Source organism: Micromonospora sp. S-DT3-3-22, from assembly GCF_015354745.1.
GTDB lineage: Bacteria > Actinomycetota > Actinomycetes > Mycobacteriales > Micromonosporaceae > Micromonospora > Micromonospora wenchangensis.
On record NZ_JACGMO010000008.1, the window covers coordinates 1 to 26,836 of the forward strand.

Below are 26,836 nucleotides of genomic sequence, written 5' to 3' on the forward strand. Positions count from 1 at the left end.
AACAAACATGTTGCCAAAGGAATCCCAAACCAACCAAACCCGAAGATTCAGCCGGCACGGGGTATAAAACAATTGGCACTGGCTTTACAAGCACCCTGTTGAGTTCTCAAAGAACAACCACACACCAACCAGACCACCGCACCAACGGCCACCCAGTCGGGGCATTTCGTTCGCCGCGCCCCGCGCTCTCGCGCTGGGCACTTTTACTACGCTACCTCACCGTCTTCCCCGTGTCAACCGGTGTGCCCCGGTGTGTCACGCTTCGTGCGGCATCGCCCGATGAGCGCACGCAGCGGCCAGCGCTGCGGTTGATCATCGGATTTGGCAGAACCGGCCGCTGCGGTTTCCCGCATGCTCGCCCGGTGCCCTGCCGGTCGACAACCTTACCCGGTCGGTTCCGCCCGACCAAATCCGCCCTGCGGCGTTCGGTCGAGCCCCACCCGGACCGCGTCGTGCAGGAGATGGTGCCCCCGACGACCCGGTGCCACACATCGGATCCGAACCCCGGGGTTTTAATCCCGTTTGCCCGTTCCGCGCTGGCAGAGAGAAAGTTACGCGGCCTCAGGTTTGATCGTCAAATCCGCTGGTCATCGGCCTCAGCGCCGCCCGCTGACGCCGCCGGGGACAGGCGGCGGGCCGCCCGCCACCCCCGGATGCCGAGCACACCGGCCGTGGAGCCGATGGCCAACGAGGCCGCGATGAGCACCGCGTGGATCCAGAGGAATCCGGTCGGAGCGCCCACGCCGACCGCCCCGCCCGACCAGGCCCGCGTGTCGTTCCAGATGGCGACCCCGAACCTCGGCCAGATCGCCCAGGCCCACACTCCGACGCCGACCAGGAACAACGACCAACCCCGCGACAACACCATGGTCGACGAGTATCCCAGCGCCCCGCCCCCTGTCGGCCCGCCCACCCCCGCCACCCGCCCCCCGAAACGGCGCCCCCGCCGCCGAGGCGTGTTGATCAAGAGGTTCCGGTCATCCTCGGGGACGTCCGTGACGCAAACTTCTTGATCAACGCGCTCGGGCGGCGGCGGCGGGCGAGGCGGGGCGGGGCGGGCCGGAGCTGGCGGCGCGGTGTTTCCGCTGCTGGGGGTTGGGGCACCTGTCGGGTGTCGACGACGAGGTGGAGGTGGCCCGGATGCAGCCGTTCAACCCGTGGGCATGGCGCGACCCGGCGGCGCTGGCCGGCGGATACGACCAGACCGAGCCGGGTGAGCGGCCCGACCGGGAGTCGCACGACGGGCCGGACGCGCCCGGCCCGGGGACCCCGCTCGACCTGACCGGATACCGGGTGGAGGCGACCGACGGGCGGATCGGCGCGATCGACGAGGCGAGCGAGGACGCGGGTGCCCGCTGGCTGGTGGTGGACACCGGGCCGTGGATCTTCGGGCGGAAGGTCCTGCTGCCGGTCGGCACGGTCGCCCGGGTCGACCACGGGGACCGGGTGGTGCACGTCGACCGGAGCCGTGAGCAGGTCAGGGACTCCCCGGCGTTCGATCCGGAGGACGACGTCCGGCCGGACTACCGCGAACAGGTCGGCGACTACTACGCGCAGAGCTACCACCGGGGCTGACGGCGGGAACCCCGGTCCGCCCCGACGGGCACGCGGGGCGGAGCGTCGGGGCCGGGACGCTGCGGCCGGCAGGCCGGGACCGGACACGTCCGGCAGGACGAACCGACCATGCCGGGACCGGACGCGTCCGGCAGGGCGGACCGACCGGGGGCGGACCGACCGGGGGCGGACCGGCCACGTCCGGCAGGGCGGACCGGCCACGCCGCCGGTCCGGTAGGCTGCCGGCATGACCAGCGCGACCGCTCAGCACACCCGGACGTCGTACGACGTCGTGGTCGGTGCGGAGCGACGCCGGCGACCCGTCGCCCGCCCGCGCTGACCCATTCCCCTGCGACCGGCGGATCGAGCCGCCGGTCACCTCCGCTGTCCTCGGTCCGTCCGCAGGCTCCCCCGTCCGGGGATCCGCCTGGCTGACGGATCCGAGCAGATCGGCGTATCAATGGATCTTGAAAGGTTGCTCACCGACCGGCTGACGCCGGCGTTCGCCGCCGTGGCCGGTGAACCGGTCGCACCCACCGTGCGGCGCTCGCCGCGGGCGGACTTCCAGTCCGACGCGGCGCTGGCGCTGGCCCGGCGGCTCGGCCGGCCGCCGCGCGAGATCGCCCAGGCGGTGCTGGACCGCGCGGACCTCGACGACGTCTGCGCGGTGGCGGAGGTCTCCGGCCCCGGCTTCGTCAACCTGACCCTCGCCGACGGGCGCTGGCCGGGATGGTCGCCGCGCTGGCCGGCGACGAGCGGCTCGGGGTGCCGGTGACCGGCGACCCGGAGACCGTGATCGTCGACTACTCGGGCCCGAACGTGGCGAAGGAGATGCACGTCGGGCACCTGCGCTCGACGGTCATCGGCGACGCGGCCGTCCGGGTGCTGGGCTGGCTCGGGCACCGCGTCGTGCGGGTCAACCACCTGGGCGACTGGGGCACCCCGTTCGGGATGCTGATCGCGCACCTGGTGGACCTCGGTGAGGCGGCGCAGGAGCTGTCCATCGGCGACCTGGACGGGTTCTACCGGGCGGCCCGGTCGAAGTTCGACGCCGACCCGGCGTTCCGGGAACGCGCCCGGCAGCGGGTGGTCGCGTTGCAGGGCGGCGACCCGGAGACCCGCCGGCTGTGGCGGTTGCTGGTCGGGCAGTCCCAGCGGTACTTCCTGACCGTGTACGAGCTGCTCGACGTCACCCTGACCGAGGAGGACTTCCGGGGCGAGAGCGCGTACAACGACCGGCTCGGCGCGGTGGTGACCGACCTCGACCGGCTCGGGTTGCTGACCGACAGCGCCGGGGCGACCTGTGTCTTCCCGCCCGGGTTCGTCGGGCGCGACGGCGTCGCGCTGCCGTTGATCGTGCGCAAGGGCGACGGTGGGTACGGGTATCCGGCGACGGACCTGGCGGCGCTGCGGTCGCGCGTCGACGAGCTGGGCGCGACCCGGCTGCTCTACGTGGTGGGCCTGCCGCAGCGGCAGCACTTCGCGATGGTGTTCGCGGTGGCCGGGCAGGCGGGTTGGCTGCGTCCTCCGGTCCGGGCCGAGCACCTCGGCTTCGGCTCCGTCCTCGGCCCGGACGGCCGGATGCTGCGCAGCCGGGCCGGCGGCTCGGTGAAGCTGGTCGATCTGCTGACGGAGGCGGTCACCCGGGCGACCGCGCTGGCCCGCACCCGCAACCCCGACCTGGACGAGGCGGAGGCGGCCGAGATCGGCCGGGCCGTCGGCATCGGCGCGGTCAAGTACGCCGACCTGTCCACCGACCGGACCCGCGACTACGTGCTCGACTGGGAGCGGATGCTCGCCCTGGACTGCAACACCGCCCCCTACCTCCAGTACGCGTACACCCGGACCCGGTCGGTGCTGCGGCGGGCCGGGGCGGTGCCGGGGCCGGCGGCCGGGGTGGTGCTCGGCACCCCGGCGGAGCGGGCGTTGGCGTTCGAGCTGCTCGGGTTCGCCGCCGTCGTGCACGAGGTGGCCCGGACGGCGCAGTTCCACCACCTCGCCGGCTACCTGCACCGGCTGGCCACCCGGTTCAGCACGTTCTACGAGCGGTGCCCGGTGCTGCGGGCGGACGGGGAGCTGCGGGCGAGCCGGCTGCTGCTGACCGACCTGACGGGACGGACCCTGCGGCAGGGACTGGACCTGCTCGGCATCCGGACGCCCGACCGGATGTGAGCGCCACGCCGGGGCCGCGCCGGGTCGACCGGACGCGGCCCCGGCGGGCTCAGCCGGCCGGACCGCGCAGCCCCTCGTAGTACGGCTTCATCGCCGGGTAGTAGTCGTCGAACCCGGCCTTCGGGGCGTCCGTCCCGGCGGCCACCAGCAGGTCGAGGTAGTACTCCCAGCCGGGGCCGATCTCGCCGACGTGCTCCTCGCTGTCGAGGTGGTGGGTGAACCGCAGCTCGGTGCGGCCGGCCGCCTCGGTGAGCAGCAGCTCGATCCGCCAGCCGCCCGACCCGTCGGCCGACGACACGGCCAGGTGCCGGGGCGGCTCGCAGGCCTCGATCCTCAGCTCGGTCCACGGGGCGTCGTCCTCGAACACCATCTGCAACCGGATCGTCCGGCCGGGGCCGGCGTCGCCCTCCCAGGGGCCGAACCAGCGGGCGGTGCGTTCGGGTTCGGTGACGCTGGCCCAGACGTCCGTGACGGGTGCGCGGAAGGTGCGTACCAGCACCAGGTCGGTGCCGGCGGCGGTACGGAACAGCCGTCCGGTGGGGGTGCCGGTCACGCGGTCTCTCCTCTGGCTCGGTCCGTCGTGTCGCGCGCGCGGCGCTCCCGGCGGGTGCGGTGGACCTCCGTTTCGAGCGCGTCGAGGTGCTGCGCCCAGCCGCGTGGGCGGCGGAACCGGGCGAGCCAGTCGACGAGCTCGGTGAACCGGTCGGCGTCGAGCCGGTAGCGCCGTTGCCGGCCGACCAGCTCGCTGCGGACCAGGCCGCTCTCCCGCAGCACCCGCAGGTGACGGCTGACCGCCGGCCTGCTGATCGGGAACCGGTCGGCGATCTCCCCGGCGGGGAGGTCGCCGTCGCGCAGCAGCTCGAGGATGTGGCGACGGACCGGATCGGATATCGCCGCCGCCACCTCGTCCACCGGCAAAGCGTAACCCATGGGTTACGCTTTTGTCGGGCGGCCGGCGGTGGTCACCGCAGCGGGGCGGGCAACGGGCGTACGCCGGTGAGTTCCTCGGAGCGGGCCCACAGGTCGGCGGCGAGTCGCCGGTCGGTGGCGGTGCCGCGCAGCGGGGCGAAGGTGGGCTCGGCGCGGCGGAGGAGCCGGCCGGGGCCGATGTGCCGGCCGGTGGGCGCGGTCGGGACGGTGGCGGCGAAGAGCATGGGCGCGGCGGCCTCGTCGAGGGGGCGGCGCAGCGGGCCCATGAGCACGGTCTCGATCCGGCGGGCGAGCGGCGGCAGGTCCCGGGAGAGGTCGGTCCTGGTCATCCCGGGGTGGGTGAGCAGGCTGCGGACCGGCGAGCCGGTGGCCCGCAGCCGGCGGTCGAGTTCCAGCCCGAACAGCACGTTGGCGAGCTTCGAGGTGGCGTAGGCGCCGGCGGCGGAGTAGCGGCGTTCGGCGGCCAGGTCGGTCAGGTCGAGCCGCCCGAGCGGGTAGAGACCCGAGGCGACGGTGACCACGACCGGGTTCCGGCCGACGGTCAGCGCGGGCAGCAGCCGTCCGGTGAGGGCGAAGTGCCCGAGGTGGTTGGTGGCGAACTGGCTCTCCACCCCCTGTGGGCTCAACCGCCGGGGGACGGTGCCGATGCCGGCGTTGTTGACCAGCGCGTCCACCGTGTCGACGTCGCGGCCGAGGCCCTCGACGAAGGCGTGGACGGAGTCCAGGTCGAGCAGGTCCAACCGGCGGACGACGAGGTCGGCGACGGGGTGGGCGCGCAGCAGGTCGGCCCGGACCCGGGCGCCCTTGGCGGTGTCCCGGACGGCCATCACCACCCGACCGCCCCGGGCGGCCAGGTGGCGGGTGATCACCGCGCCGAGGCCGCTGCTGGCACCGGTGACGACGAAGGTCCGGCCGGACTGGTCGGTGAGATCGGCGGCGGTCCAGCCGGGTGCGCGGTCCATGGTGTGCCTTCCGACAGAGGAGTGGATTACCTATCCGATTCAAGCCCGGAGTAAGCGGATTGTCAATCCGATCGGATGAGCAATCCGCTGCGTTAGGCTGGCGCGGTGACGACGACACTGCGCGCGGACGCCGCGCGCAACCGCGACCGGGTGCTGGCCACCGCCCGCGCGCTGGTGGCGGAGGGCGACCTGTCGTTACAGCTCAACGACATCGCCCGGCGGGCCGGGGTCGGGGTCGGCACCGTCTACCGGCACTTCCCGACCCGACGCGCACTGCTGGAGGCGCTCGCCGCCGACGCCTTCGCCACCCTGCTCGACCAGGCGCAGGCGGCGAGCCGCGAGGACGACCCGTGGGCGGGACTGCAACGGCTGCTGCGCAGCATCCTGCTCGGCCAGCTCACCGAGCCGACCCTCGCCGAAGTGCTCTCGACCAGCCCGGACGAGGACGCCACCGCACCGACCACGACCCGCCGGGCGGAGTTGGCCGCCCTGGCCGCGACCGTGCTGGAGCGGGCGGTCCGGGCCGGTCAGCTACGCCCCGGCCTCACCCTGGACGATTTGCAGCACCTGGTCTGCGGCACCGCGTTCGCCGCCCGGATCGCCGACGCGCCCGACGACCGGGTCGAGCTGTACCTGGCCGTGCTGCTCGCCGGCGTCCGCGCACCCGACCAGGGGTCACCCCCGCCCGCCTAGCCCGGCCGGACGCACGGATCGGCCACGGTGGACGACGGGCTCTGCGCGGTCCGGCCGTCGACGGCGGTCACCCGTACCGTCCAGGTCACGGCGGACGCCCGGAGCTGACCCACGGTCACCCGGGCGGACGATCCGTCCACCGTCATCGTCCGGCTCGTCGGGACGCCCCCGGCGGGGGTGTACCGCACCTGCGCGCTGCCCACCGCACCGCTGCCGGTGGCCCGGACGACCAGGCTCCAGGCGTCCGCGCCGCAGCGGACGTGCGCGTCGGCCGACACCGTGAAGGGAGCGGCGAGCTGCGCGCCCGTCGTCGGGCGGGGAGCAGCCGGCGGCCGGGAGGGTGCCGGCGTCGGACCCGGGACGGCGCTCGTCGCGGCGTCGGTCGGTGCACCGCCGGGCGCGGCCGGGCCACCGGCACCTGTCGCGTCCGGCCCCGGGGTCGTCCGGGCCGACGGCGCCGCGGTGGCGACGGCGGACGACGTGACCGCCGCCGCGCCGGTGGGGACGCCGGACGTCACCGACACCTGCTCGGCGTCCGGCCGGGCCGTCGACACCGCCCAGGTCCCGGCCACCACCAGGAGCAGCAGCAACCCGGCGGTCACGGCCACCCGCCGCCGACGCCGCCGGTCGCGGTCCCGGGCCGCGACGCCCACCGTCCGGGTCGCGGTGTGTGTCGCCGCCGCGCCGGCCGGGGCCACCGCGACGCGGGCCGGGCCCGACCCGCCCTGCCCGGCGGCATCCGACCGACCGGCGAGGCCGCCGGGCCCGACCGTCGACGCCGGCTCAGCCGTCGACGCCGAATCGGCCGGGGACGCCGGATCATCGGGCGACGCCGTGGGGGACGACGGATCAGCCGGTGACGACGGACCGGTGGGGTCGGGAACGGCCGGAGGGGTCGACCCGGCGGGGCCGTGGGCTGCGTCGGGGGCGTCGACCCCGGCGGCGGACCCGGGCGGGTCGGCGGCCGCCGGACCGGTGCCGGCCGGCAACTCCGCAGTGGCCTGCACGGCGGTGGGACCCGCCTCGGCCAGGCGCGACCACACCGTCTCGGCCACCACCAGGAACCCCGGCGCGGTGTACGCGGTCAGCAGCGCCGCCGGGTTGCACTGTTCGCGCCGCAGCAGCCCGCACCGGGCGCAGTCGTCGATGTGCCGGGCGAGCCGTTTGCGCAGGACCGGGGTGAGCCGGCCCTGCCAGTCGCCGAGCAGCTCGGCCAGGGCCGGGCAGTCCCGTGCCCCGCTGCGGGCGACGAGCAGCGTGCCGAGCGCCCGTTCGAGCTGTGACCTGGCCCGGGACAACCGGGCGTGCGCGTGGTTCGCGGGCACCCCCAACGCCGTACCGATGTCGACGGAGGAGAGGTCGTGGCGGATCGCCAGGTGCACCACCTCGCGGTCGCCGGGGTTGAGCGCGTCGACCGCCAGGTGCACCAGGGCGCGTACCTGGTCGGCGTTGACGGCGGCGGCCGGGTCGCCGGTGTCGGCCACCGGTTCGGCCGCCTCCGCCAGGGGCGCGGACCGGGCCCGCTCCCGCAACTGCCGCAGGCATTCGCTGCGCACGATCGCGTACAGCCAGGAACGCAGCCGGTCCGGGTCGCGGAGCTGGTCGATGCGCTGGCCGGCGGTGAGGAACGCGTCGTGGACGGCGTCCGCGGCGGCCTCCGGCTCGTGCAGCATCGTCCGGGCGTACGTGTAGAGGCGGTCGGCGTAGCGCCGGTAGATGCCCTCCAGGCCGGTCCGGTCACCCCGCCGGAGCGCCTCGACGAGCGTCCGGTCGTCCTGCGCCATCACGTCCATCCGTGCTCCCACCGCTCGTCGACGGGTCCAGTACAGCGAAGAAAAAATTCCCCGGGAACTTTCTGTTGGCATGCCGACCCCGGCGCGCTCCTACCGGTGTCATCGCACCGCCGACACCGGGAGACACCCATGAACACGACACGCTCCGCGACCCACCGGACCGGCACACGCCGGTACCTGACCACCGTAGTGGTGGCGGCGCTCGCCGCCGGACTCGTCGCCGGCACGGACGCCAGCGCCGCCCCGGCACCGGGCGGCCCGACCGGGCGGGTCGACGCCACCAACGCCGAGCCGCTGGCCTTCCGGGTCGACCCGGGCCTGGCCGCGCCCCGGCTACGGCTCGACCCGGTCGGTCGGACCGGCACCGACCGGGAGGTCGGCGTGGTGGCCGGGCCGGACGGCTCACCCGCCGGCCTGGTCCTCGACGAGGTGATGGTGCGGACCGCCGACCAGGCCGAACTGGACGCCTTCCTGGCCCGCTGGGGTGGCCAGGTGCTCGACTCGTTCGCCCCGGACGCCGAGGGGCAGGACCATCTGGTCCGGGTGGACGTCGGCAAGGCCGACCCGGCCGGGCTGGTCGCCGACCTGCTCGCCGCCGAGCCGCGGCAGTCCGGCGGTTACCGGGTCGGCGACGAGCGGGCGTTGCGCCTGCTCGCGCTGGCCGCCGCCGAGTGGCGGACGGGCACCGAACTGGTCCTCGACTGGCTGGTGGAGCCGTCCGGAATCGCCGACGGGCAGGTCTTCGAGGCCCCGGACATCGGCAAGAACGTCTTCGACTGGTCGTTCATGCGGGCCGGTGGCGCGCTGGACGTCGGGGTCGCGCCGGCCTGGCAGCTGCTGGACAGCAAGGGCCGACTGACCAAGCAGGTGAAGTACCTGGTGCAGGACGGCGGGTTCCAGTTCAACGCCGACTTCCCGAGCAAGGTCACCCTGCACAAGGCGGAGTGGGGCGAGACCAACACCAACGACTGCACCGGCGGCACGCCCTGCCCGTGGCACGCCACCGACGTGGTGCTCGCCGGGATGGGCCGGGTCGACAACGACTACGGCACCGCCGGACCGGCCGGGCCGGTGGTGCAGGAACTGGTCGCCGTCCGCAACGGCATCGACTACTGGACGGTCCTGCGGCGGCTGGAGAAGGCCGCCGAGGCGACCCACCCGGACGTGGTCAACCTCAGCTTCACCCGGGACGTGAACCTCGGCGTCAGCCACGCCCGCACCTGGACCGACCGGCGGATGAAGCACGTCCGGGACACCGGGGCGCTGATCGTCGCCGCCGCCGGGAACAACGGCACGAACGTCGACGGCGACACCCTCTGGGTGCCCTGCGAGAGCACCCACGTGATGTGCGTGGGTGGGATGAACCAGGACGCGACCGTGTCCGGCGGGTCGAACTGGGGCACCAAGGACCTCACCACGTCGGTGGAGATCTACGGTCCGATGTGTGTGCCGGGGCTGACCGACCCGGGTACGCCGGCGGTCAACACCACGAAGACCACCTGCGGCACGAGTGTCGCCGCGCCGTTCGTGGGCGGGGTGGCCGCCCTGGTGATGGCCGCCGACCCGACGCTGACCTCCGAGCAGGTCCGGAAGATCCTCAACGACACCGCACACGTCGGCGGGCTGGGCGGCAAGGTGACCGGCAGCCAGCGCCGGATCGACGCGCTGGCCGCCGTCGCCGGGGCGTTGGGCGTGACCGTCGGCAAGCCGGCGGTGAGCATCAGCACCCCGAAGACCAAGCAGAAGTTCGCGGTGGGCCAGTCGGTCGACCTGTGGGGCACCGCGACCGACTTCCTGGGCAAGGAGCTGCCGCTCACCTGGAGCAGCAGCATCGACGGTGAGCTGGCGACCGGGTCGCAGACGTTCGTGCCGTCGCTGTCCGCCGGCACTCACGTCGTCACCGCCAGCGCCACCGACAGTCTGGGGCGTACCGGCTCGGCGGCGGTGACGGTCACGGTGGTGGACAGCCCGACGAAGGTGGCCATCATCTCGCCGCCGGCGGGGCTGACCCTCGTCGCGGGGCAGTCGGTCGGGCTGCTCGGCACCTCGAACGACCCGGACGAGTTCGGGCCGGTGCCCGACGCCCAGGTGACCTGGACGGTGCGCCGGGGCGACACGGTCGTCCTGGAGAAGACCGGCCACCAGGCGGTGCTGCCGGCGAACGCGGTCACGCCGGGGGCGTACACGGTGACGTTCGCGACGGCCGGGTCCAGCGTGCAGCGCGCCTTCTCGGTCACCTCGGCCCCGGCCGGGCAGTCCCGGCCGACCGCCACGATCACCAAGCCGGCCACGGCGCTGGACCTGACCACGGTCGAGGCCGGGCCGAAGTCCGTCGCGTTCGCCGGGACCGGCACCGACGCCGAGGACGGCACGGTCGCGGGGACCCGCTTCCGGTGGACCGCGTACGGCGACGGTGGCGTCAAGCAGGTGCTGTGCCAGGGCGGCGGGGTGCCCACCGGCGAGCCGGTCGACGACAAGGGAACGCCGAAGAACTGCGCCTCGTTCACCGCGGCGCTGGCCCAGTTGACCAGCGGGACCGCCACCACCACCTGGTCGGTGTGGCTGGAGGTCTTCGACGCGACGGGACTGGTCGGCACGGACTCCGTGCCGGTCCGCATCCAGCACCTCGTCGGCTGACCGACCCGTACCGGCGGGGGCCGGGCACCACCCGGCTCCCGCCCCCGATCCGAACCTGACCGGGGACCGGCCGGTTCCCGGACCGTACGCACTCAAGGAGAGAACATCATGCGTGGACAAACGTGGACGCGTCGGACGGTCGCCCTGGGCGGTGCGCTGCTGAGCACGGTCGTGCTCGGTCAGCTCGCGCTCAGCGGGCCGGTGGCGGCGGTGCCCGGCCTGTCGATCCGGACGACGGTCGGACCGAGCAACAGCGTCGCCAAGTCGCAGAGCGCGGTCTGCCCGGCCGGCACCACGGTCATCGGCGGCGGTGGGGCGATCACCGGGTCGGGCCTCGGCCAGGTGGGCATGGACATCGTGCAGCCGCTGGCCGACGCCGGCCTGTACTCGGTGACCGGGCGCGAGGACCCGGACGGTGTGGCCGGGAACTGGGCGGTCACCGCCACCGCGCTGTGCGCCACGCCGCCCGCGGGTCTGGAGGTGGTGACCGGACACTCGGTGATCAACTCGGTGAACCCGAAGTTCCTGGAGGTGTTCTGCCCGGTGGGGAAGCGGGCGATCGGTGGTGGGGGCGCGGCGCTGGCCCTCGGTTCGGGGGCGAGCGACGTGCTGCTGGAGGATCTGCGGGTCAACCAGAGCAGCGTGACGGTGGCGGGCGTCGAGGCCGGCAACGCGTTCGCCGGCAACTGGTCGCTGGACGTCTCGGTGGTCTGCGTCGACCCGCTCGCCGGTGACCAGCGGGTGATCGTGGACAGCGTGGCCAGTTCGACGGCCACCCGGTCGGCCACCGCGACCTGCCCGGCGGGCAAGCGGGTGCACGGGGTGGGCGGCGAGATCGTCGGCGGTGAGGGGCAGGTACGCCTGACCGGGATGCGGCCCACCTCGTCGACCACGGTGACCGTCAGCGCCGCCGAGGACGGGGACGGTTTCAGCGGCACGTGGAAGGTGCGCGCGTACGCAGTCTGCGCGAACTGAGCGGTCCGGCCGTCGGGCGACGGCCACCCGCGGCCCGTGCCGATCCGTCGGTGCGGGCCGTGGGGCCGGTCGCCGTCGGGCGGGGTGAACGCCGGCTCAGGGTTGTGTCGACCTCCACCGATGGGTAACGTCACGAATCGGTGCGACTACTCACAGTCATGGCAGGAGTGTCCACATGACACAGACCACGGAAACCGAACTGCCCCACTGGCCGCCGGTCAACCCGGTCCGCAGCCCGTTCGCCCTGATCGACGACGCCGAACGGCAGCCCCTCGCCGACCGGGCGGTGACCCGGGTGCAGCTTCCCACCGGCGCCACCGCCTGGCTGGTCACCCGGCACACCGAGGTACGTCAGCTGCTGCGCCACCCGGCGTTCAGCTCCGATCTGCTCCGCCCCGGCTTCCCCCTGCTCCGCCCGCTGCCCCCCGAGGTGACGTCGGACTCCCAGGGGGCGTTCATCCGGATGGACGGTGAGGCGCACCTGCGGCTGCGCCGGATGCTCACCGCCGAATTCATGATCAAGAATGTCCGCCGGATCGAGCCGCTGATCCACCAGACCGTCGCCGAGGCCCTGGCCGACCTGGCCGCCGCCGGTTCCCCGGCCGACCTGGTGTCGACGTTCGCCCTGCCCCTGCCGTCCAAGGTGATCTGTCACCTGCTCGGCGTCCCCTACGCCGACCACGACTTCTTCCAGTCCCGCAGCCGGCTGCTGCTCAACCGTCAGGTGCCCGTCGAGCAGCTCCAGAATGCCGCCCAGGAGCTACGGGACTACCTCCGGTCGCTGATCGACGCCAAGCGGGCCCGCCCCGACGACGCGGACGACCTGCTCAGCCGGTTGATCCGGGAACGCGTCGAGCCGGGCGAACTCGGCGTCGACGAACTCGGCGGGATGGCCCTGCTGCTGCTCATCGCCGGTCACGAGACCACCGCCAACATGCTCGGGCTGAGCGTCCTGCTGCTGACCCGCCACCGGGAACAGTGGGCGATCCTGCGCGAGCGGCCCGACGTCGCCCCGGGGCTGGTCGACGAGCTGCTGCGCTACCTCAGCATCGTCCGGACCGGGCTGTTCCGGGTGGCCACCGAGGACGTCGAGATCGGCGACCGGCTGATCCGCGCCGGTGAGGGCGCCATCGCCCTGCTCTCCCTGGCCAACCGGGACCCCGGGGTCTTCGACGACCCCGACGGGTTCGACCCGTACCGGCAGGCCCACCAGCACCTGGCCTTCGGGTTCGGGATGCACCAGTGCATCGGGCAGCCCCTCGCCCGCGCCGAACTGCGCGTCGCGCTGGTGGAGCTGGCCCGCCGCTTCCCCGACCTGCGGGTGGCCGTCGACCCGCAGGAGCTGAGCACCCGGGACAACTCGGTCGTGTTCGGCCTCGACGCCCTCCCGGTGACCTGGTGACGCCGGGAGGGCGGCAGGCGTCCGGGGAGACGACGTCGCGGGTGGCCGTCGACCGGGACCGCTGCTGCGGGGCCGGCAACTGCGTGCTGACCGCCCCCGAGGTCTTCGACCAGGACGACACCGACGGGCTGGTGCTGCTGCGCGACCCGACGCCGGGGGTCGCGCTGCGGGACCGCGTCCGGCGGGCCGCCGACCTCTGCCCGGCCGGCGCGATCCGGATCGACTGACCCCGGCGGGCGTCGGGCGGGGTGCCACCCCGTCCGACGCCCGCCGGGACGCGGCGCTCAGGGCAGGAGTTCGACGTACCCGTCGGTGCCGTGCACGCGGATGCGCTGCCCGTCGCGGATCAACCGGGTGGCGTCGACGACCCCGACGACGGCCGGCAGGCCGTACTCCCGGGCGATCACCGCGCCGTGCGTCATCAGGCCGCCGACCTCCGTCACCAGGGCGGTGGCGGCGACGAACAGCGGCGTCCAACTGGGATCGGTGTACATGGTGACGAGGATGTCGCCCGGCGCGAGATCGGCCCGTGCCACGTCCCGGACGACCCGGGCCCGACCCTCGACGGTCCCGGCGGAGACCGCCAGGCCGACCAGCGCGCCGGCCGGCACGTCGTCCCGCCGGTACGCCCCGGCGACGATCTCGCCCTCCGAGGTGAGCACCCGGGGCGGGGTGAGCGCCCGGTACGACAGGTGCTCCGCCATCCGTCGGCGGACGAGCCCGTCGTCGACCCGGTGGGTACGGACGACCTCGTCGAGTTCGGGGAGCGTGAGGTACCAGATGTCCTCCCGGTCGCGCAGCACACCGGCCGCCACCAGCCGGTCCGCCTCGCCCAGCAGGGCCTGCTTGTAGGCGAAGGTGCGGGTGACCATGCCGTACTTCGGGTACTCCCGGTAGCCGACGAACATCCGGGCCCGGTCGATCATCCGTTTGGTCCGTTCGGCCTTGTCCGCGCCGCCGTCGGGCAGGGCCCGCAGCCGTTGCAGCACCTCCCGTTCCTTGTCCCGCGCCGTCCGCAGGCCCTGCGCGAAGTGCCGCCCGCCGGCCCCCGGCGCGAAGTTCCTGATGTTGCCAAGGATCAGCGGCACCAGCATGGCGGGACGTTCCCGCCAGCGGGGCCGGGTGATGTCGATCTCGCCGATTCCCCGCATGCCGTACCGGTCGAGCCAGGACCCGATGGCCGCGCACGCCTGTGGGCCACCGGCGTACCGTCGCAACCCGACCAGCAGGTCGTCGCCCGGGTCGTCGCCCTCGGCGACCCGGTGCAGGAAGGCCACGACCTCCGGGTACGGCCGGATCGCGTCGGCGACGTCCAGCAGGGCCAGGCCCATCTCCGAGGTGACGTTGTGCGGGACGGCCTGGGTGAGCGGGTCGGCGGCGTTCCGCTCACCGAGCCACTCCTGAAGGTGCTCGTTGAGCCACCAGACCGCCTCCATCCCGGCCATGATGACCGGGATGCTCCTCGGATCGATCATCATCCGGGTCAGCCGGGGGAAGTCGGTCCGGATGAAGTCGAGCAGCGCCGGCCCGGACTTCGTCCGGATCTCGCGGCGGAGGGCCGCGTTGGCGTCGTCGATCTGGGCGATCAACTCGGTGACCAGCGCGGGATCGGTCTCGACGGGCGGGGCCGCCGACCCGGCCGGCGGCCCGGCGGGCCTCCCGTCCGGCACCTCTGCGACGAAGTCACCGCGCTCGACGACGGTCCGCAACGCGTCCCCGATCAGCGGGTCGGATCTGCCCAGGGCCGCCAGTAGGCCGACGCGGCCGGTCGGCGACGCCAGCTCGGGCGTCACGTCGGCGAACAACCGGCCGGCGGCCTCGTACATGGGCCGGGCGGCGATCAGCTGGTACATCGAGTACCCGAGGGGCTTCATCGGGTCGGTCATCATCTGCTGGTGGCCCACGGAGACGTAGACGTGGTTGCCGGTGTCGTCGGCCACCGGGACGGGGAACAGCGTGGTGACCGGTCGGGTCTGGACGATCTGGAAGTCGTCGTCGACCAGGCACCACTCCACGTCCTGCGGCTGGCCGAAGTGCGCCTCGATCCGCCGACCCAACCGCACCAGCCGGACGACCTGCGGGTCGGTCAGCGCCGGCTGGTCCTGCCGCTGCGGGTCGATCGCCACCACCCGCGTCCCGCCGGTCGTCGTGGTCCGCACGGCGTGGCGTTTGGCGGCGATCGTCCGGGCGACGACGCGGTCGTCGCGGACCCGGAAGACGTCCGCGTCGACCAGCCCGGAGATCAGGGCCTCGCCGAGGCCGAACCCGGCCTCCACGAAGGAGACCCGCCGGTTGCCGGTGACGGGATCGGCGGTGAACAGGACGCCCGCCGCCCCGGCGGGGACCATCCGCTGGACGACCACCGCCATCGCGACCCTGCGGTGGTCGATGCCGTTGCGCTGGCGGTAGGTGACGGCCCGTGCGGTGAACAGCGAACCCCAGCACCGGCTGATCTGCCGCAGGACCGCGGTCGGGCCGACCACGTTGAGGTAGCTGTCCTGCTGCCCCGCGAAGGAGGCGGTCGGCAGGTCCTCCGCCGTCGCGCTGGACCGGACGGCGTAGCCGCCGTGCTCGCCGAGCGCTTCGAGGGCACGGGTGATCTCCGTCGCGACGTCGTCGGGAACGGTGACGTCCTCGATGGTCCGGCGGAGCTGCGCGCTGAGGGTGCCGATCGCCGCCCGGTCGGTGGGGGCCAGCCGGGCCAGTCGATCGAGTTGCCCGTCGAGTCCCGGCGCCAGCGCGGTGACCCGCCGGAAGGCGTCCGTCGTCACGCAGAAGCCCGCCGGCACCCGGATCCCGTCGAGCCGGGTCAGCCCACCGAGGTGGGCGCCCTTGCCGCCGACCAGGTTCCGCTGCGTCGGGTCGACCTCCCGCAGCCCCCGTACGTACCGCCCGCTCATCGGAAGAACCCCGGGACGGTCGGGCCCGGCCGCAGGACGGCGGCAGGGCGGGTCACCGGCCCCGAATATGTCGTCGGGTACGTGGACATCATTTCGCCTTCCGCTGGTGATGAGGCCGCCGGCGCATCGTCGTGATGCATTTCCGCAGGTGGCGACCACGGCTGACGATTCTGCGGGGTGACCCGGGTCTTGCGGCAAGTCCCCCCGTCCGCTATATGTTGGGAGAGCAGGAAATGGTGCGCGCGCGGAAATGGTGAACGCGCCCGGCGAAAACGTTTCCACCAGGTCGCCTGTCGATATCGGGGGCCGGGGCGATCGGTCTCGGGGCGCGATGCGACGCGACACGCCGGTGACCGGGGTGTCGACCTCAGCCGGTCAGTGCGCCGACGTCCAGCCCTGCGCGCGCAGCCGTTCGATGCCGTCCAGCAGCAGGTCCAGCGCGAACTCGAACTCGAACTGGTCGTCGCAGCCCGCCCCGACGACGGAGCCGGTGTCGTGCGCGGCGGCGGTGGCGATCTCCGCGACGTGCGGGAACCGGGCCGCGACCTCCGGCGGCAGGGGCGCGGGGGGCGTCGGGGCGGTCGGTCCGGTCCGGCCGGCCTGCCGGGAGGCGTCGAACAGTTCCTGGCTGAAGCCCAGGATGCGGCTGCCCAGGGCGTGCATGACGTGGTGGGTGAGGTCGGCGGAGAGCCCGCCGGCCCGCAGCGCCCCGATCATCGAGTCGAGGTAGTCGAGGACGGCCGGCGTCGCCATGCTCCGCGACTCGATGGCCAGCGACGCCCAGGGGTGCCGGCGCAGCACCCGCCGGGCCGAGAGGACCCGCCGACGGATCGCGGGTTGCCAGCCGACGCCCGGGGTGAGCGGCTCGATCTCGCCGACCACCACGTCGATCATGCCGTCGAGCAGTTCGTCCTTGTTGGCCACGTGCTTGTAGAGGGCCATCGGCACGACGCCCAACTCCTGGGCGAGGTTGCGCATGCTGAGCGACTCGATCCCGGCCCCGTCGGCCAGCGTGACGGCGGCGCGCAGGATGCGGTCCCTGTTCAGCGGCGTCCGGCGCAGCGTCTCAGCCTGCTCGGCCATCTCGGTTCCCGTCCTCGGTCGGCGAGGGAAACCATAACCGCATTGACAGGTGTACGGCGTACACCTACCGTGGAGACACGGCGGTGTACGCCGTACACTCTTGAGGAGGAGCCATGAAGGCGATCGTGCAGGACCGGTACGGGCCGCCGGAGACGTTGACCCTCGCCGACGTCGACGTGCCGGTGCCCGCCGCCGACGAGGTGCTCGTCCGAGTCGAGGCCGCCGCGCTCAACGCGTACGACTGGCACGTGATGCGGGGCGACCCACGGATGGCGCGGCTGGCCCTGGGCCCGGCGCGGCCCCGGGCCCGGATCCGGGGGCGTGACTTCGCCGGCCGGGTCGAGGCCGTCGGCGTCGACGTGCGGGACCGGCGTCCGGGCGACGCCGTCTTCGGCGACCTCGGCGACGCCAACGGCGCGTTCGCCGAGTACGTGTGCGTGCCCGCCACCCTGGTCGCGCCGAGGCCGGCGAACCTGACCGCGCCGCAGGCGGCGGCCCTGCCGCTGGCCGGGGTCACCGCGCTACAGGGGCTGCGCGACGCGGCCCGGGTCGCGCCCGGCCAGCGGGTGCTGGTCAACGGCGCCTCCGGCGGCGTCGGCACCCTGGCCGTCCAGCTCGCCAGGGCGCTCGGCGCGACGGTCACCGGGGTGTGCAGCACCCGCAACGTCGACCTGGTCCGCTCCCTCGGCTGCGACCACGTCGTCGACTACACCCGGGCGGACTTCACCCGGGGCGGCCGGCACGACGTGGTGTTCGACCTGGTCGGCAACCGTTCCCTCAGCGCGCTGCGGCGGGCCCTGACCCCGACCGGGACGCTGGTGCTCTCCGGCGGCGGGGTGTACCGGGGCGGCAGCCTGCTCGGGCCGGTCCGGCTCCTCGCCCGGGGGCGACTGCTGGCCCCCTTCGTCCGACAGCGCATCGTCGTCCTGACGGCGACCCCCGGCCGGGAACACCTCGACGCGCTGCGCGCGTACGCCGAGGCCGGCCAGCTCACCCCGGCCATCGACCGGACGTATCCGTTGTCCGAGGTGCCCCGCGCCATCGCCTACCTCGAAGGTGAACACGCCCGCGCGAAGGTGGTCGTCACCCTCTGACCGCCGCCGCGGTCGATCCGGCCCGGTCCCCGATTCCCCGGTCAAGTGCGCCCGGCTCAGAGTTTCGTCAGTGTCACCTGTCAATCAGCTGGCAATCGTGAAAGCGCTTCGATTTCCCGCTCCGGCACTGTCGGTGAGCGACGAATCTCATTTAGCATCGTCGATGCCAAGCCTCGTTCACCCGCCGTTCACCTTGCCGACGGCCGGCCGTCGAGGCGTCCGCACCGCGCCCGGGCCCAGCGCACCCCTCCGCCCGCACCGAGGAACAGGACCCCCATGACAGCCACCGCACGCCGTACCGCCGTCCTGGCCGGCCTCACCGCCACCCTGCTAGCCGGCCCGCTCGCCGTCGCCGCCGTCGCCGCCGCCGCGACCGCCACCATCACCCTCAACGGCTCCAGCGCGAGCGTCACCGGCAGCAACGTCACCGTCGCCGGCAGCGCCGTCACCATCACCGCGCCCGGCTCCTACGAGATCAGGGGCACCCTGAACAACGGCTACGTCAGGGTCGACACCGCCGTCACCGGCACCGTGGAACTCATCCTCGCCGGCGCCTCGATCACCAACGCCACCTCCTCGCCGCTGTACGTGACGAACGCCAGCGCGGTCACCCTCACGCTGGCCGCCGGCACCAGCAACAACCTCACCGACGCGGCGACGTACACCAACGCCGGCGAGCCGGACGCCGCCCTGTTCAGCGCCGCCGACCTGACCATCGGCGGCACCGGCGCGCTGACCGTACGCGCCAACTACGCCGACGGCATCGTCAGCAAGGACGACCTGGTCATCCAGTCCGGCACCATCACCGTCAACGCGGTCGACGACGCGATCCGGGGCAAGGACTCGCTCACCGTCAACGGCGGCACGATCGCCGTGACCTCGTCCGGCGGCGACGGGCTCAAGTCCAACGACACCGAGGCCGGCAAGGGCGTGCTCACCATCACCAACGGCACGATCACGGCCTCGGTCGCCGACGACGCCATCAAGGGTGAGAACGACCTGAACATCTCCGGCGGAACCATCAACGTCACCCGGTCCTACGAGGCGTTGGAAGGGCTCCGGACCACCATCAGCGGCGGCAACATCACTGTCGTGGCCAGCGACGACGCGGTCAACGCCGCCGAGGAGGGCCTCGGTCACATGGAGCCGTCCGCGATCGCGTTCATCAAGGTCACCGGCGGCACGGTGGTGGCCACCGGCGGCACGGACGGCTTCGACTCCAACGGGTCGCTCACCTTCGCCGGGGGCACCGTGGTGGCCCGGGGCTCCAGCACCCGGGGCGGGGGCGAGGGCGCGATCGACGCCGACGGCCCGATCGCCTTCACCGGCGGCACGGTGGTGGGCGCGGCGCTGACCTCGCTGGCCGTGTTCCAGGCGGTGCCGAACACCGGCCAGGGCTGGGTGGCTCCCCGGTTCAACGCCAACCTGGCCGCCAACACCATCGTGCACGTGGTGTCCGGCAGCACGGTGCTGGGCTCGTACCGGACCTCGGCCACCGTCCGGGAGGTCGTCTTCTCGTCCAACCGGATCACCAACGGCCAGCGGTACGACATCTACACCGGCGGCAGCGTGACCGGCACCAACGTCGGCGGTCTCTACACCGGCGGCAGCATCACCGGGGCCACCCGGGTGCTGACCGGCGTCACCGCCGGCCGGTACGGGCGCTTCTGAGCCCCCGGGCCCTGCGGTCCGGGACCGGCCGGTCCCGGACCGCGCCGGCGGGGTCGACGGTGTCCGCCGTCGGCCCCGCCGCCGCACCACTGCCAGATCCGATGCCCCACCGCCGGACGCCGGACACGGCAACGGCCGGCGGACACCCCAAGGAGCAAATATGTCGCGCTTGGTCCTGGCCGGAATGGACCTGGTCGCCGTGGTCCTGCTCGTCTTCGCGCTGTACTTCCCGCGCCACCGACGGCGGGATCTGGTGGTGGCCTACCTCGGCGTCAACGTCGGCGTCTTCGCCGTGGCCAGCTCACTCAGCAGCAGCACCGTCGGCGCCGGGCTCGGGCTGGGACTCTTCGGAGTGCTGTCGATCATTCGGCTCCGCTCCACGGAACTCGACCAGCACGAGGTGGCGTACTACTTCTCGGCGCTCGCGCTCGGCATCCTCGGCCCGCTCTCCGGCACCTCGGTCTGGATGGTCGGCGCGCTGACGGCGCTGATCCTCGCCGTGATGTTCGTCGGGGACCATCCCCGGCTGCTGCGCCGGTACCGGCGGCACATCATCGTGCTGGACAGCGCGGTCACCGACTCGGTCGCCCTCACCGCACACCTGGAGCAGCTGCTCGGCGCACGGGTGCACAACGTCAACGTCGAGCGGGTCGACCTGGTCAACGACACCACGGTGGTGGACGTCCGCTACTCGCGGCCGAGGGCCACCGCCACCGGCGGGCGGCGGCCGGTCGACGCGGGTGCCGTACGGTGACCGCCGCCGACCCGCCCACCGGGGCGCTGGCCCAGCTCACGCCGATCGGGCTCGCGGACCTGACCGAGCGCGCCGCGCTACAGACCCGGTTCGACCGCAAGTACCTCCTGCCGCTCGCCGAGCTGCCGCACCTGCTCGCCCGGCTCGACCACACCGACCAGGTGCTGGAGATCGACGGCAGGCGCGCCTTCCGCTACGAGTCGATCTACTTCGACACCGCCGACCTGGTCAGCTTCCGGCTCACCGCCCGTCGACGCCGCCGCCGCTTCAAGATCAGGACGCGGACCTACCTCGACTCCGGCCTGTGCTGGCTGGAGGTGAAGACGGAGGGCACCCGGGGCGGCACGGTCAAGGAGCGGCTGCCCTACCGCCCCGACGACAGCGGCACCCTCACCCCCGGCCGGACGTTCGTCGACGGGGTGCTCGCGGCGCTGCGCACCGACCCCGCCCTGGCCTTCGTGCCGACCCTCACCACCAGCTACCTGCGCAGCACGCTCTACCTGCCGGCGACCGCCAGCCGGGCGACAATCGACGTCGCGCTGCGCTGGGAGGACCATCGCGGCCGCCGGCTGGCGCTGCCCGACCTGGCGATCATCGAGACCAAGACCGGCTCCACCGCCTCCCACGTCGACCGGCTGCTCTGGCGGCAGGGTCACCGCCCGGTGGCCATCTCCAAGTACGCGACCGGACTGGCCGCGCTCGACCCCGCCCTGCCCGCCGGACGCTGGCGGCGCACCCTGCGCCGGCACTTCCACGCCGTGTCCCCCGGGGCGGCGGGGCAGGGGACGCCTCACCCGGTCGGCGTCGGAGGGGACCCCGCCGCAGGCCCCGGTGGCAGCCGTAACGCGTATCCGACGCCCCGGACGGTGTGAATCAGCGGCGGGTCCCAGCGGTCGATCTTCCTCCGCAGGCAGTGGACGTACGACTCGACGATCCGGCCGTCGCCGCCGAAGCGGTAGTGCCACACCCCGTCGAGGATCTGCGCCTTGCTGACCACCCGGCCCGCGTTGACGAGCAGGAACCGCAGCAGGTTGAACTCGGTGGGCGACAGCGGCACCAGGTGCCCGCCCCGGTGCACCTCGTGCGCGTCCTCGTCCAGTTCCAGGTCGGCGAAGCGCAGCAGCCCGCCGTCGCGCGCATCCTGGTCGGCCCGGCACCGCCGCAGGACCGCCCGCACCCGGAGCACCAGTTCCTCCAGGCTGAACGGCTTGGTGACGTAGTCGTCGGCCCCGGCGGCCAGCCCGGCGATGCGGTCGGCCACCTCGTCGCGGGCGGTGAGGAACAGCACCGGCACCCCCGGGCCGGGACCGGCGCGCAGGCTCCGTGCCACCTGGATGCCGTCCACGTCCGGCAGCATCACGTCGAGCACCACCAGGTGCGGGTCGAAGTCGGCCGCCACGACCAGCGCCTCCCGGCCGCCGGCGGCCACCCGGACCTCGAAGTCGTGCATCCCCAACGTCGCCGAGAGCAGGACGCGCAGCGCGGGATCGTCGTCCACGACGAGCACCCGGGGCATCGGAGAGATCACGTACCGTTCGTACGGGACATGATGGACAGTGGCCTCGCAGTCGGCTGTGGATCGGCTGTCAAAATCCCGGCCGCCGACGATCGCCTCCCCGGCGGCGGTGCCGTCGGCGGGGTCACCGGCCGCCGGGCCGCCCACCCGACGTGGCGTCGGGTGGGCGGCGGTGGCGGTCAGGGGCTGGTGCAGGTCGGCGACGGGCTGGTCGGCGTGCCGGTGCCGAGGAAGCCGAAGGTCGTCGAGGTGCCGGGGGCGAGCGTGCCGTTGTAGGCGACGTTGCGCACGGTCGCGGTCGTGCCGCTGGTGCTCAGCGTGCCGTTCCAGACCTGGCTGATGCTCTGGCCACCGCCCAGCTGCCAGCGGGCGGTCCAGCCGTTGACGGCGGTGCTGCCGGCGGTCACCGTGACCTCGCCCTGGAAGCCACCGGACCACGAGCCGACCGTGCGGTACGTCGCGGTGCAGGCGGTGCCGGCGGGCGGGGTCGTCGGCGGTGGGGTGGTGGGCGGTGGGGTGGTGGGCGGTGGGGTGGTCGGCGGTGGGGTCGTGGGGGGCGGAGTGGTGGGGGGCGGGGTGGTGGTGGGGGGCGTCGTCGGGCCGCCCGGGGGCACCAGGGGGCAGGTGGAGCTGTAGCGGGAGACGCCGGTGCTGTCCGCCAGCGGGCAGAGGAACTGCGTGTAGCGGGTGTCGTTGTCCAGGAAGATCTTGAGCCAGGGGATCAGCAGCCGCATCTCGGTCGGGTTCGACCGGGTGAACGACAGGTGGTCGTTGCCGGCCAGCTCCGCCCAGGCGTGCTCCACCCCGGCCGGCAGCGTGTTGTAGATGCCCTGCACGTAGGACGGGGTGACGGTGCCGTCGTTCTGACCCGACAGGAGCAGGGTCGGGACCTGGGTGGTGGACATGTTCAGGTTGTTGCCCGGCGTACCGGGGGCGAGGCCGACCGCGGTCTTCAGCGACGGCCGCCGCAGCGCGGCCAGCAGGGTGCCGGCCCCACCCGCGGAGTGGCCCATCACGCTGAGCCGGTTCGGGTCCACCCGGGTGCGCACCGGGCTGGTCCGGGTGAGGTAGTCCAGCGCCGCGAGCAACTGGGTGGCCCGCGCGTCGGCGCCGTCGGTGCGGCTGTTGGTCTCGATCCCGAGCACCACGAACCCGAAGGACGCCAGCCAGGGGCCCATCCAGGCCTCCTCGTTGGCGAACAGGGCCGAGTACCCGGGCACGATCGCCACCGCACCCCAGGTGCCCAGGCTGGTGTCGGTCGGGTAGTAGACGAACCCGCCGTTGAAGCCGTTGCCCGCCGGCACGGTCGCCTGCGTGGTGGCGAACGGCCCCCGGGTGGCGGCGACGCTAGCCGGGGTCGGATCGGGACCCCGCTGGTACGGGTTGTCAGCCGCAGCCGCGTCCCGGGGCGTGGCCGACACCGCCAGCCCGAGAACCACCGCGAGCCCGGCGGTCAGCCAGCGGACGGCCCGGCTCCGGCCTACGGACCGTGTCCGGTGTGCGGCCCCCCGGGCCGGGTCTTGCGCTGTTGACAGGCTCACTTCTGGATTCTCCTTGCCTCGGGCAGGTCGGCGCGGGTCACCGCCGGCTCCACTGCTGGTTGGCCTGGCCGTTGCAGGTCCACAGGACGAGCTTCGTGCCGTTGGCGGTGGCCCCGCCGTTGGCGTCGAGGCAGAGGCCGGACTGCACGCCGGTGATGGTGCCGTTGGCGTTGACGTTCCACTGCTGGTTCGTTCCGCCGTGGCAGTCGTACGTGGTGACCTGGGTGCCCGGGGTGGTGCCGTAGCCGGCGGCGTCCAGGCACTTGCTGCCGAGCGCGGTCAACGCCCGGCCGGAGGTGTACGTCCACTGCTGGTTGGTGCCGCCGTGGCAGTCCCAGAGCTGCACCTGGAGCCCGTTGGTGGTGGCGGAACCGGGCACGTCGACGCACCGGCCCGACGGGGTGCCCACGATGGTGGTGGTCTGTCCGCCGCTGTTGCCCGGGTTGCCGATGCTGCCGGGCACCGACTGCAACGCGCTGTACCAGCGGGCGGCCATCTTGTCGTACCCGCCGGAGGTGGGGTGGATACCGTCGATCAGGTCGGCGGTGGTGAGTGCGCTGTGCATGTCGACCAGGTGGACCCGCTTGCCGGCGTTCACCTTGCTCGACACGATGCCGGGGATCGCCGCGTTGAAGGTCCGGACGGCGGCCTCCTGGTTGCTGTTGGACAGCGGGATGAGCTGCGCGACGAACACCTCGGCGGTGGGCACGGTGGTGGTGATCCGGTCGATCAGGGTGGAGAGCCGGTTCGGCGCGGTGCCCACGTTGTAGTTCTGGAGGATGTCGTTGGTGCCGATGTGCAGCAGCACGGTCTGCGGCCGTTGGCTGTTCAGCCAGCCGACGATGTTGGCGTCGATCTGGTCGATGCGCCAGCCGGGGTGCCCCTCGTGGTCGTGGTCACCGAGGCTGCCCGGCCCGTTGAACTGCGACCCGGTGAAGTCGATCGTGTACCGGCCGGCGGCCAGGCGCTGCCAGAGCCCGATCCGGTAGCCGCCCGGCACCTGGGTGCCCTCGGTGATGGAGTCGCCGAGCGGCATCACCCGTACCCCGCCGTTGGATTCGGCGTGGGCGGGGCCGGTCGGTGTCACCACCCCGGCGGTCATGACGCCGAGTACGGCGAGCGCCGCGAGCCATCGTGCCCTCGTTCGCATGGACTTTCTCCCCTGGTTCGGTGGAGCTGGCCGGGAACGTGGCCGGTCGGCCGCCATGGTGGTCTGGCGACACGTCCGGGCGGGCCGGCCGGCGGGTACGGCGGCCTGCGGCCACCCGGACCCACCGTCACGCCGGTCGCCGCTTCGGCACCACCACGCCCTCGGCACTGGGACGGTTTGTGAGCGTTAACAACGACCATTGTAAATTCTTGTCGCCGACCTGGTCCACACCCGGCACCCGCCCCCGGCTGGGCCGGGGGCGGGTGCCGGGGAACCGGGCTACCGGCCCAGGGTCACCTTGAGGATCCGCTCGTTGCTGTTGTTGGGGATGCTGTCCTTGTCACCGCCGGTGCTCGTGGTCAGCCACAGGTTCCCGTCGAGGGTCGGCTCGACGGTGCGCAGCCGGCTGTACGTGCCGACGAAGAACTGCTGCACGTCGGTGAGGGTGTTCCCGCTGATCACCGCCCGGTACATCCGGTTGCCCCGCAGGCAGCCGAGGTAGAGCACGTCCCGCACGATGGCCAGGCCGCTGCACGACGCCTCGGCCACCGGATAGGTGCGTACGGGGGCGACGAAGCTCGGGTCGGAGCAGGCCCCTACCGTGCCCTCGCAGGCCGGCCACCCGTAGTTGCCGCCCCGGACGATGATGTTGGTCTCGTCCATGACGTTGTTACCGAACTCCTGCTCGAAGAGCCGGCCCCGGGAGTCGAACGCCAGCCCCTGCGGGTTGCGGTGCCCGTAGCTCCACACGGCGTTGCCGAACGGGTTGTCCGACGGCACGGTGCCGTCGGGGCGGATGCGCAGCACCTTGCCGCCCAGGTCGTTGACGTCCTGGGCGCGGTCCGGGCTCTGCCCGTCGCCGGTGGCGGCGTAGAGCATCCCGTCGGGGCCGAAACGCAGCCGCCCGCCGTTGTGGTATTTGTTGCGCGGGATGCCGGTGACCAGCACCTGCACCGTGCCCGTCTGCAACGTGCCGTCGTAGCGGATGCGGACGATCCGGTTGTCGGTCGTGGTGGTGTGGTAGATGTACAGCCACCGGTCCGTGGTGAAGCTCGACGACACGGCCAGCCCGAGCACCCCGCCCTCGCCGTTGGTGCCGGCCACGTTGGGCACCGTGCCGATGCTGCGCTTGTTGCTGCCGTCCGGGTTCATCGCGACCACGTCGAACAGGTCGCGCCGGCCGTAGAGCACCGTGCCGTCGGGCAGTTGCACCAGCCCCCACGGCAGGTCCCGTTCGGTGGTGACCACCGTCGTGCCGCAGACCGCGCTGGTGCAGGCCGACCCGGTGCGCACGGTCACCGCGCTGCTCGCCGTCGAGGCGTTGCCCTGCGCGTCCCGGGCGACGACCGTGTACCGGTACTCGGTGCCGGCGGTCAGCCCGGTGTCGGTGAACGAGGTCGCCGGCGGGTTGGCGGCCGTGCCGGTGACCGAGCCGACCGTCACCCCGCCGCGCAGGACGTCGTACCGGGTGACCGCCACGTTGTCGGTGGACGCCGTCCAGGTCAGGGTCACGTCGGTGCCGTTGGCGGTGGCGGCGAGGTTGGTCGGGGTGGTGGGCCGCTGGGTGTCCGACTGGCAGAACGGCGGCGTCACGGTGAGCGTGGCACTGGCCTGCGACACGTTGCCGGCGGCGTCCCGGGCGTTGACGTACCACCCCCAGGTGACGCCCTGCGCGACGGTGAGGGTGGCGGTGAGCGTGCCGCCGGCGACCGAGGTGACCAGTTGGCCGTCGTGGTAGACGTCGTAGTACGCGACGCCGACGTCGTCCCGGGCGGCGGACCAGGCGAGCGTGACGGACTGGCAGGTCAGCCGGGTGCTGCGCAGGTTGGTCGGCGGGGTGGGCGGCCGGGTGTCGGCGGCGGCCCGGGCGACCGCCCTCCCGGCCGGCGCGGTCGGCGGGCCGGCGGTGACGGGCGCGCCGGCCAGGACGGTACAGGCGCTGGTCAGCAGCGCGAGGCCGGCGAGGCGGCGGGGATGACGAAGACTGATTCGCACGCGATAGGTCCCTT

21 protein-coding genes and 1 pseudogene are annotated in these 26,836 nt (G+C 73.3%); 11 read left to right on the forward strand and 11 right to left on the reverse strand.

Annotated elements, in window-relative coordinates; translation table 11 throughout:
* Positions 1-574: 574 nt before the first annotated feature.
* Complete coding sequence (locus H1A17_RS03580) at positions 575-913, reverse strand: SCO4848 family membrane protein (protein ID WP_309236690.1); 339 nt, start codon at positions 911-913, stop codon at positions 575-577.
* 227 nt (positions 914-1,140) lie between these two features.
* On the opposite strand from H1A17_RS03580, the gene H1A17_RS03585 reads away from it, so the two are divergent.
* Positions 1,141-1,575: a PRC-barrel domain-containing protein gene (locus tag H1A17_RS03585; RefSeq protein WP_145923091.1), complete on the forward strand. Its 435-nt coding sequence runs from the start codon at positions 1,141-1,143 to the stop codon at positions 1,573-1,575.
* Positions 1,576-2,014: 439 nt separating this feature from the next.
* Positions 2,015-3,726: pseudogene (argS, locus tag H1A17_RS03590) on the forward strand (arginine--tRNA ligase).
* A 49-nt stretch (positions 3,727-3,775) separates the two neighbouring features.
* On the opposite strand, the gene H1A17_RS03595 reads toward argS, so the two are convergent.
* The 3 genes from H1A17_RS03595 to H1A17_RS03605 are packed head-to-tail and all read right to left on the reverse strand — an operon-like array spanning position 3,776 to position 5,618.
* A complete protein-coding gene (locus H1A17_RS03595) occupies positions 3,776-4,279 on the reverse strand; it encodes an SRPBCC family protein (protein WP_194821052.1) in 504 nt (167 codons plus the stop codon).
* Entirely contained in the window at positions 4,276-4,638 is a 363-nt protein-coding gene (locus H1A17_RS03600; protein WP_145922213.1) for a metalloregulator ArsR/SmtB family transcription factor, read from the reverse strand. The genes H1A17_RS03595 and H1A17_RS03600 overlap by 4 nt, the downstream gene beginning before the upstream one ends.
* A 50-nt stretch (positions 4,639-4,688) precedes the next feature.
* Positions 4,689-5,618, reverse strand: coding sequence for an SDR family NAD(P)-dependent oxidoreductase (locus H1A17_RS03605; protein ID WP_145922214.1), 930 nt, complete (start codon positions 5,616-5,618; stop codon positions 4,689-4,691).
* 105 nt (positions 5,619-5,723) lie between these two features.
* On the opposite strand from H1A17_RS03605, the gene H1A17_RS03610 reads away from it, so the two are divergent.
* Positions 5,724-6,311, forward strand: coding sequence for a TetR/AcrR family transcriptional regulator (locus H1A17_RS03610; protein WP_145922215.1), 588 nt, complete (start codon positions 5,724-5,726; stop codon positions 6,309-6,311).
* On the opposite strand, the gene H1A17_RS03615 is transcribed toward H1A17_RS03610, so the two are convergent.
* Positions 6,308-8,104, reverse strand: coding sequence for a sigma-70 family RNA polymerase sigma factor (locus H1A17_RS03615; RefSeq protein WP_194821054.1), 1,797 nt, complete (start codon positions 8,102-8,104; stop codon positions 6,308-6,310). The two genes, H1A17_RS03610 and H1A17_RS03615, sit on opposite strands and share 4 nt — an antisense overlap.
* Before the next feature lie 129 nt (positions 8,105-8,233).
* Between H1A17_RS03615 and H1A17_RS03620 the strand changes: the two genes are divergently transcribed.
* The 4 genes from H1A17_RS03620 to H1A17_RS03635 all read left to right on the forward strand — a co-directional run bounded on the left by H1A17_RS03620 (position 8,234) and on the right by H1A17_RS03635 (position 13,345).
* Entirely contained in the window at positions 8,234-10,741 is a 2,508-nt protein-coding gene (locus H1A17_RS03620; RefSeq protein WP_194821055.1) for a S8/S53 family peptidase, read from the forward strand.
* Positions 10,742-10,849: 108 nt separating this feature from the next.
* Positions 10,850-11,716 (forward strand): hypothetical protein, encoded by an 867-nt coding sequence (locus H1A17_RS03625; protein WP_145922218.1) that lies wholly within the window; start codon positions 10,850-10,852, stop codon positions 11,714-11,716.
* A 175-nt stretch (positions 11,717-11,891) separates the two neighbouring features.
* The gene (locus H1A17_RS03630) at positions 11,892-13,118 is read left to right on the forward strand and encodes a cytochrome P450 (protein WP_145922219.1); all 1,227 of its coding nucleotides are present in this window, start codon (positions 11,892-11,894) and stop codon (positions 13,116-13,118) included.
* Entirely contained in the window at positions 13,115-13,345 is a 231-nt protein-coding gene (locus tag H1A17_RS03635; RefSeq protein ID WP_145922220.1) for a ferredoxin, read from the forward strand. Before H1A17_RS03630 ends, H1A17_RS03635 begins: the two co-directional genes overlap by 4 nt.
* A 57-nt stretch (positions 13,346-13,402) precedes the next feature.
* Here H1A17_RS03635 and rph read toward each other — a convergent pair whose 3' ends face one another.
* Both rph and H1A17_RS03645 read right to left on the reverse strand, forming a co-directional pair.
* The gene (gene rph, locus H1A17_RS03640; protein WP_194821056.1) at positions 13,403-16,018 is read right to left on the reverse strand and encodes a rifamycin-inactivating phosphotransferase; all 2,616 of its coding nucleotides are present in this window, start codon (positions 16,016-16,018) and stop codon (positions 13,403-13,405) included.
* A gap of 375 nt (positions 16,019-16,393) precedes the next feature.
* A complete protein-coding gene (locus H1A17_RS03645; protein WP_145922222.1) occupies positions 16,394-17,101 on the reverse strand; it encodes a TetR/AcrR family transcriptional regulator in 708 nt (235 codons plus the stop codon).
* A gap of 113 nt (positions 17,102-17,214) precedes the next feature.
* Here H1A17_RS03645 and H1A17_RS03650 point away from each other — a divergent pair, with 113 nt between their 5' ends.
* The 4 genes from H1A17_RS03650 (at position 17,215) to H1A17_RS03665 (ending at position 21,492) form a co-directional block, all read left to right on the forward strand.
* The gene (locus H1A17_RS03650; RefSeq protein ID WP_194821057.1) at positions 17,215-18,195 is read left to right on the forward strand and encodes an NAD(P)-dependent alcohol dehydrogenase; all 981 of its coding nucleotides are present in this window, start codon (positions 17,215-17,217) and stop codon (positions 18,193-18,195) included.
* A gap of 276 nt (positions 18,196-18,471) precedes the next feature.
* Complete coding sequence (locus tag H1A17_RS03655) at positions 18,472-19,866, forward strand: carbohydrate-binding domain-containing protein (RefSeq protein WP_194821058.1); 1,395 nt, start codon at positions 18,472-18,474, stop codon at positions 19,864-19,866.
* 160 nt (positions 19,867-20,026) lie between these two features.
* Positions 20,027-20,620 (forward strand): DUF4956 domain-containing protein, encoded by a 594-nt coding sequence (locus H1A17_RS03660; protein WP_145922225.1) that lies wholly within the window; start codon positions 20,027-20,029, stop codon positions 20,618-20,620.
* Positions 20,617-21,492 (forward strand): polyphosphate polymerase domain-containing protein, encoded by an 876-nt coding sequence (locus tag H1A17_RS03665; protein ID WP_145922226.1) that lies wholly within the window; start codon positions 20,617-20,619, stop codon positions 21,490-21,492. The genes H1A17_RS03660 and H1A17_RS03665 overlap by 4 nt, the downstream gene beginning before the upstream one ends.
* Here H1A17_RS03665 and H1A17_RS03670 read toward each other — a convergent pair.
* From H1A17_RS03670 to H1A17_RS03685, 4 genes are all read right to left on the reverse strand, one after another.
* On the reverse strand, positions 21,411-22,136 hold the full coding sequence (locus H1A17_RS03670; protein WP_145923092.1) for a response regulator transcription factor: 726 nt from the start codon (positions 22,134-22,136) through the stop codon (positions 21,411-21,413). The two genes, H1A17_RS03665 and H1A17_RS03670, sit on opposite strands and share 82 nt — an antisense overlap.
* A 179-nt stretch (positions 22,137-22,315) precedes the next feature.
* Entirely contained in the window at positions 22,316-23,575 is a 1,260-nt protein-coding gene (locus H1A17_RS03675; RefSeq protein ID WP_309236691.1) for a cellulose binding domain-containing protein, read from the reverse strand.
* Between the two features lie 139 nt (positions 23,576-23,714).
* Entirely contained in the window at positions 23,715-24,827 is a 1,113-nt protein-coding gene (locus tag H1A17_RS03680; RefSeq protein ID WP_194821059.1) for a ricin-type beta-trefoil lectin domain protein, read from the reverse strand.
* A 279-nt stretch (positions 24,828-25,106) separates the two neighbouring features.
* Positions 25,107-26,822, reverse strand: coding sequence for a PQQ-dependent sugar dehydrogenase (locus H1A17_RS03685; protein WP_145922228.1), 1,716 nt, complete (start codon positions 26,820-26,822; stop codon positions 25,107-25,109).
* Between the last annotated feature and the right edge of the window lie 14 nt (positions 26,823-26,836).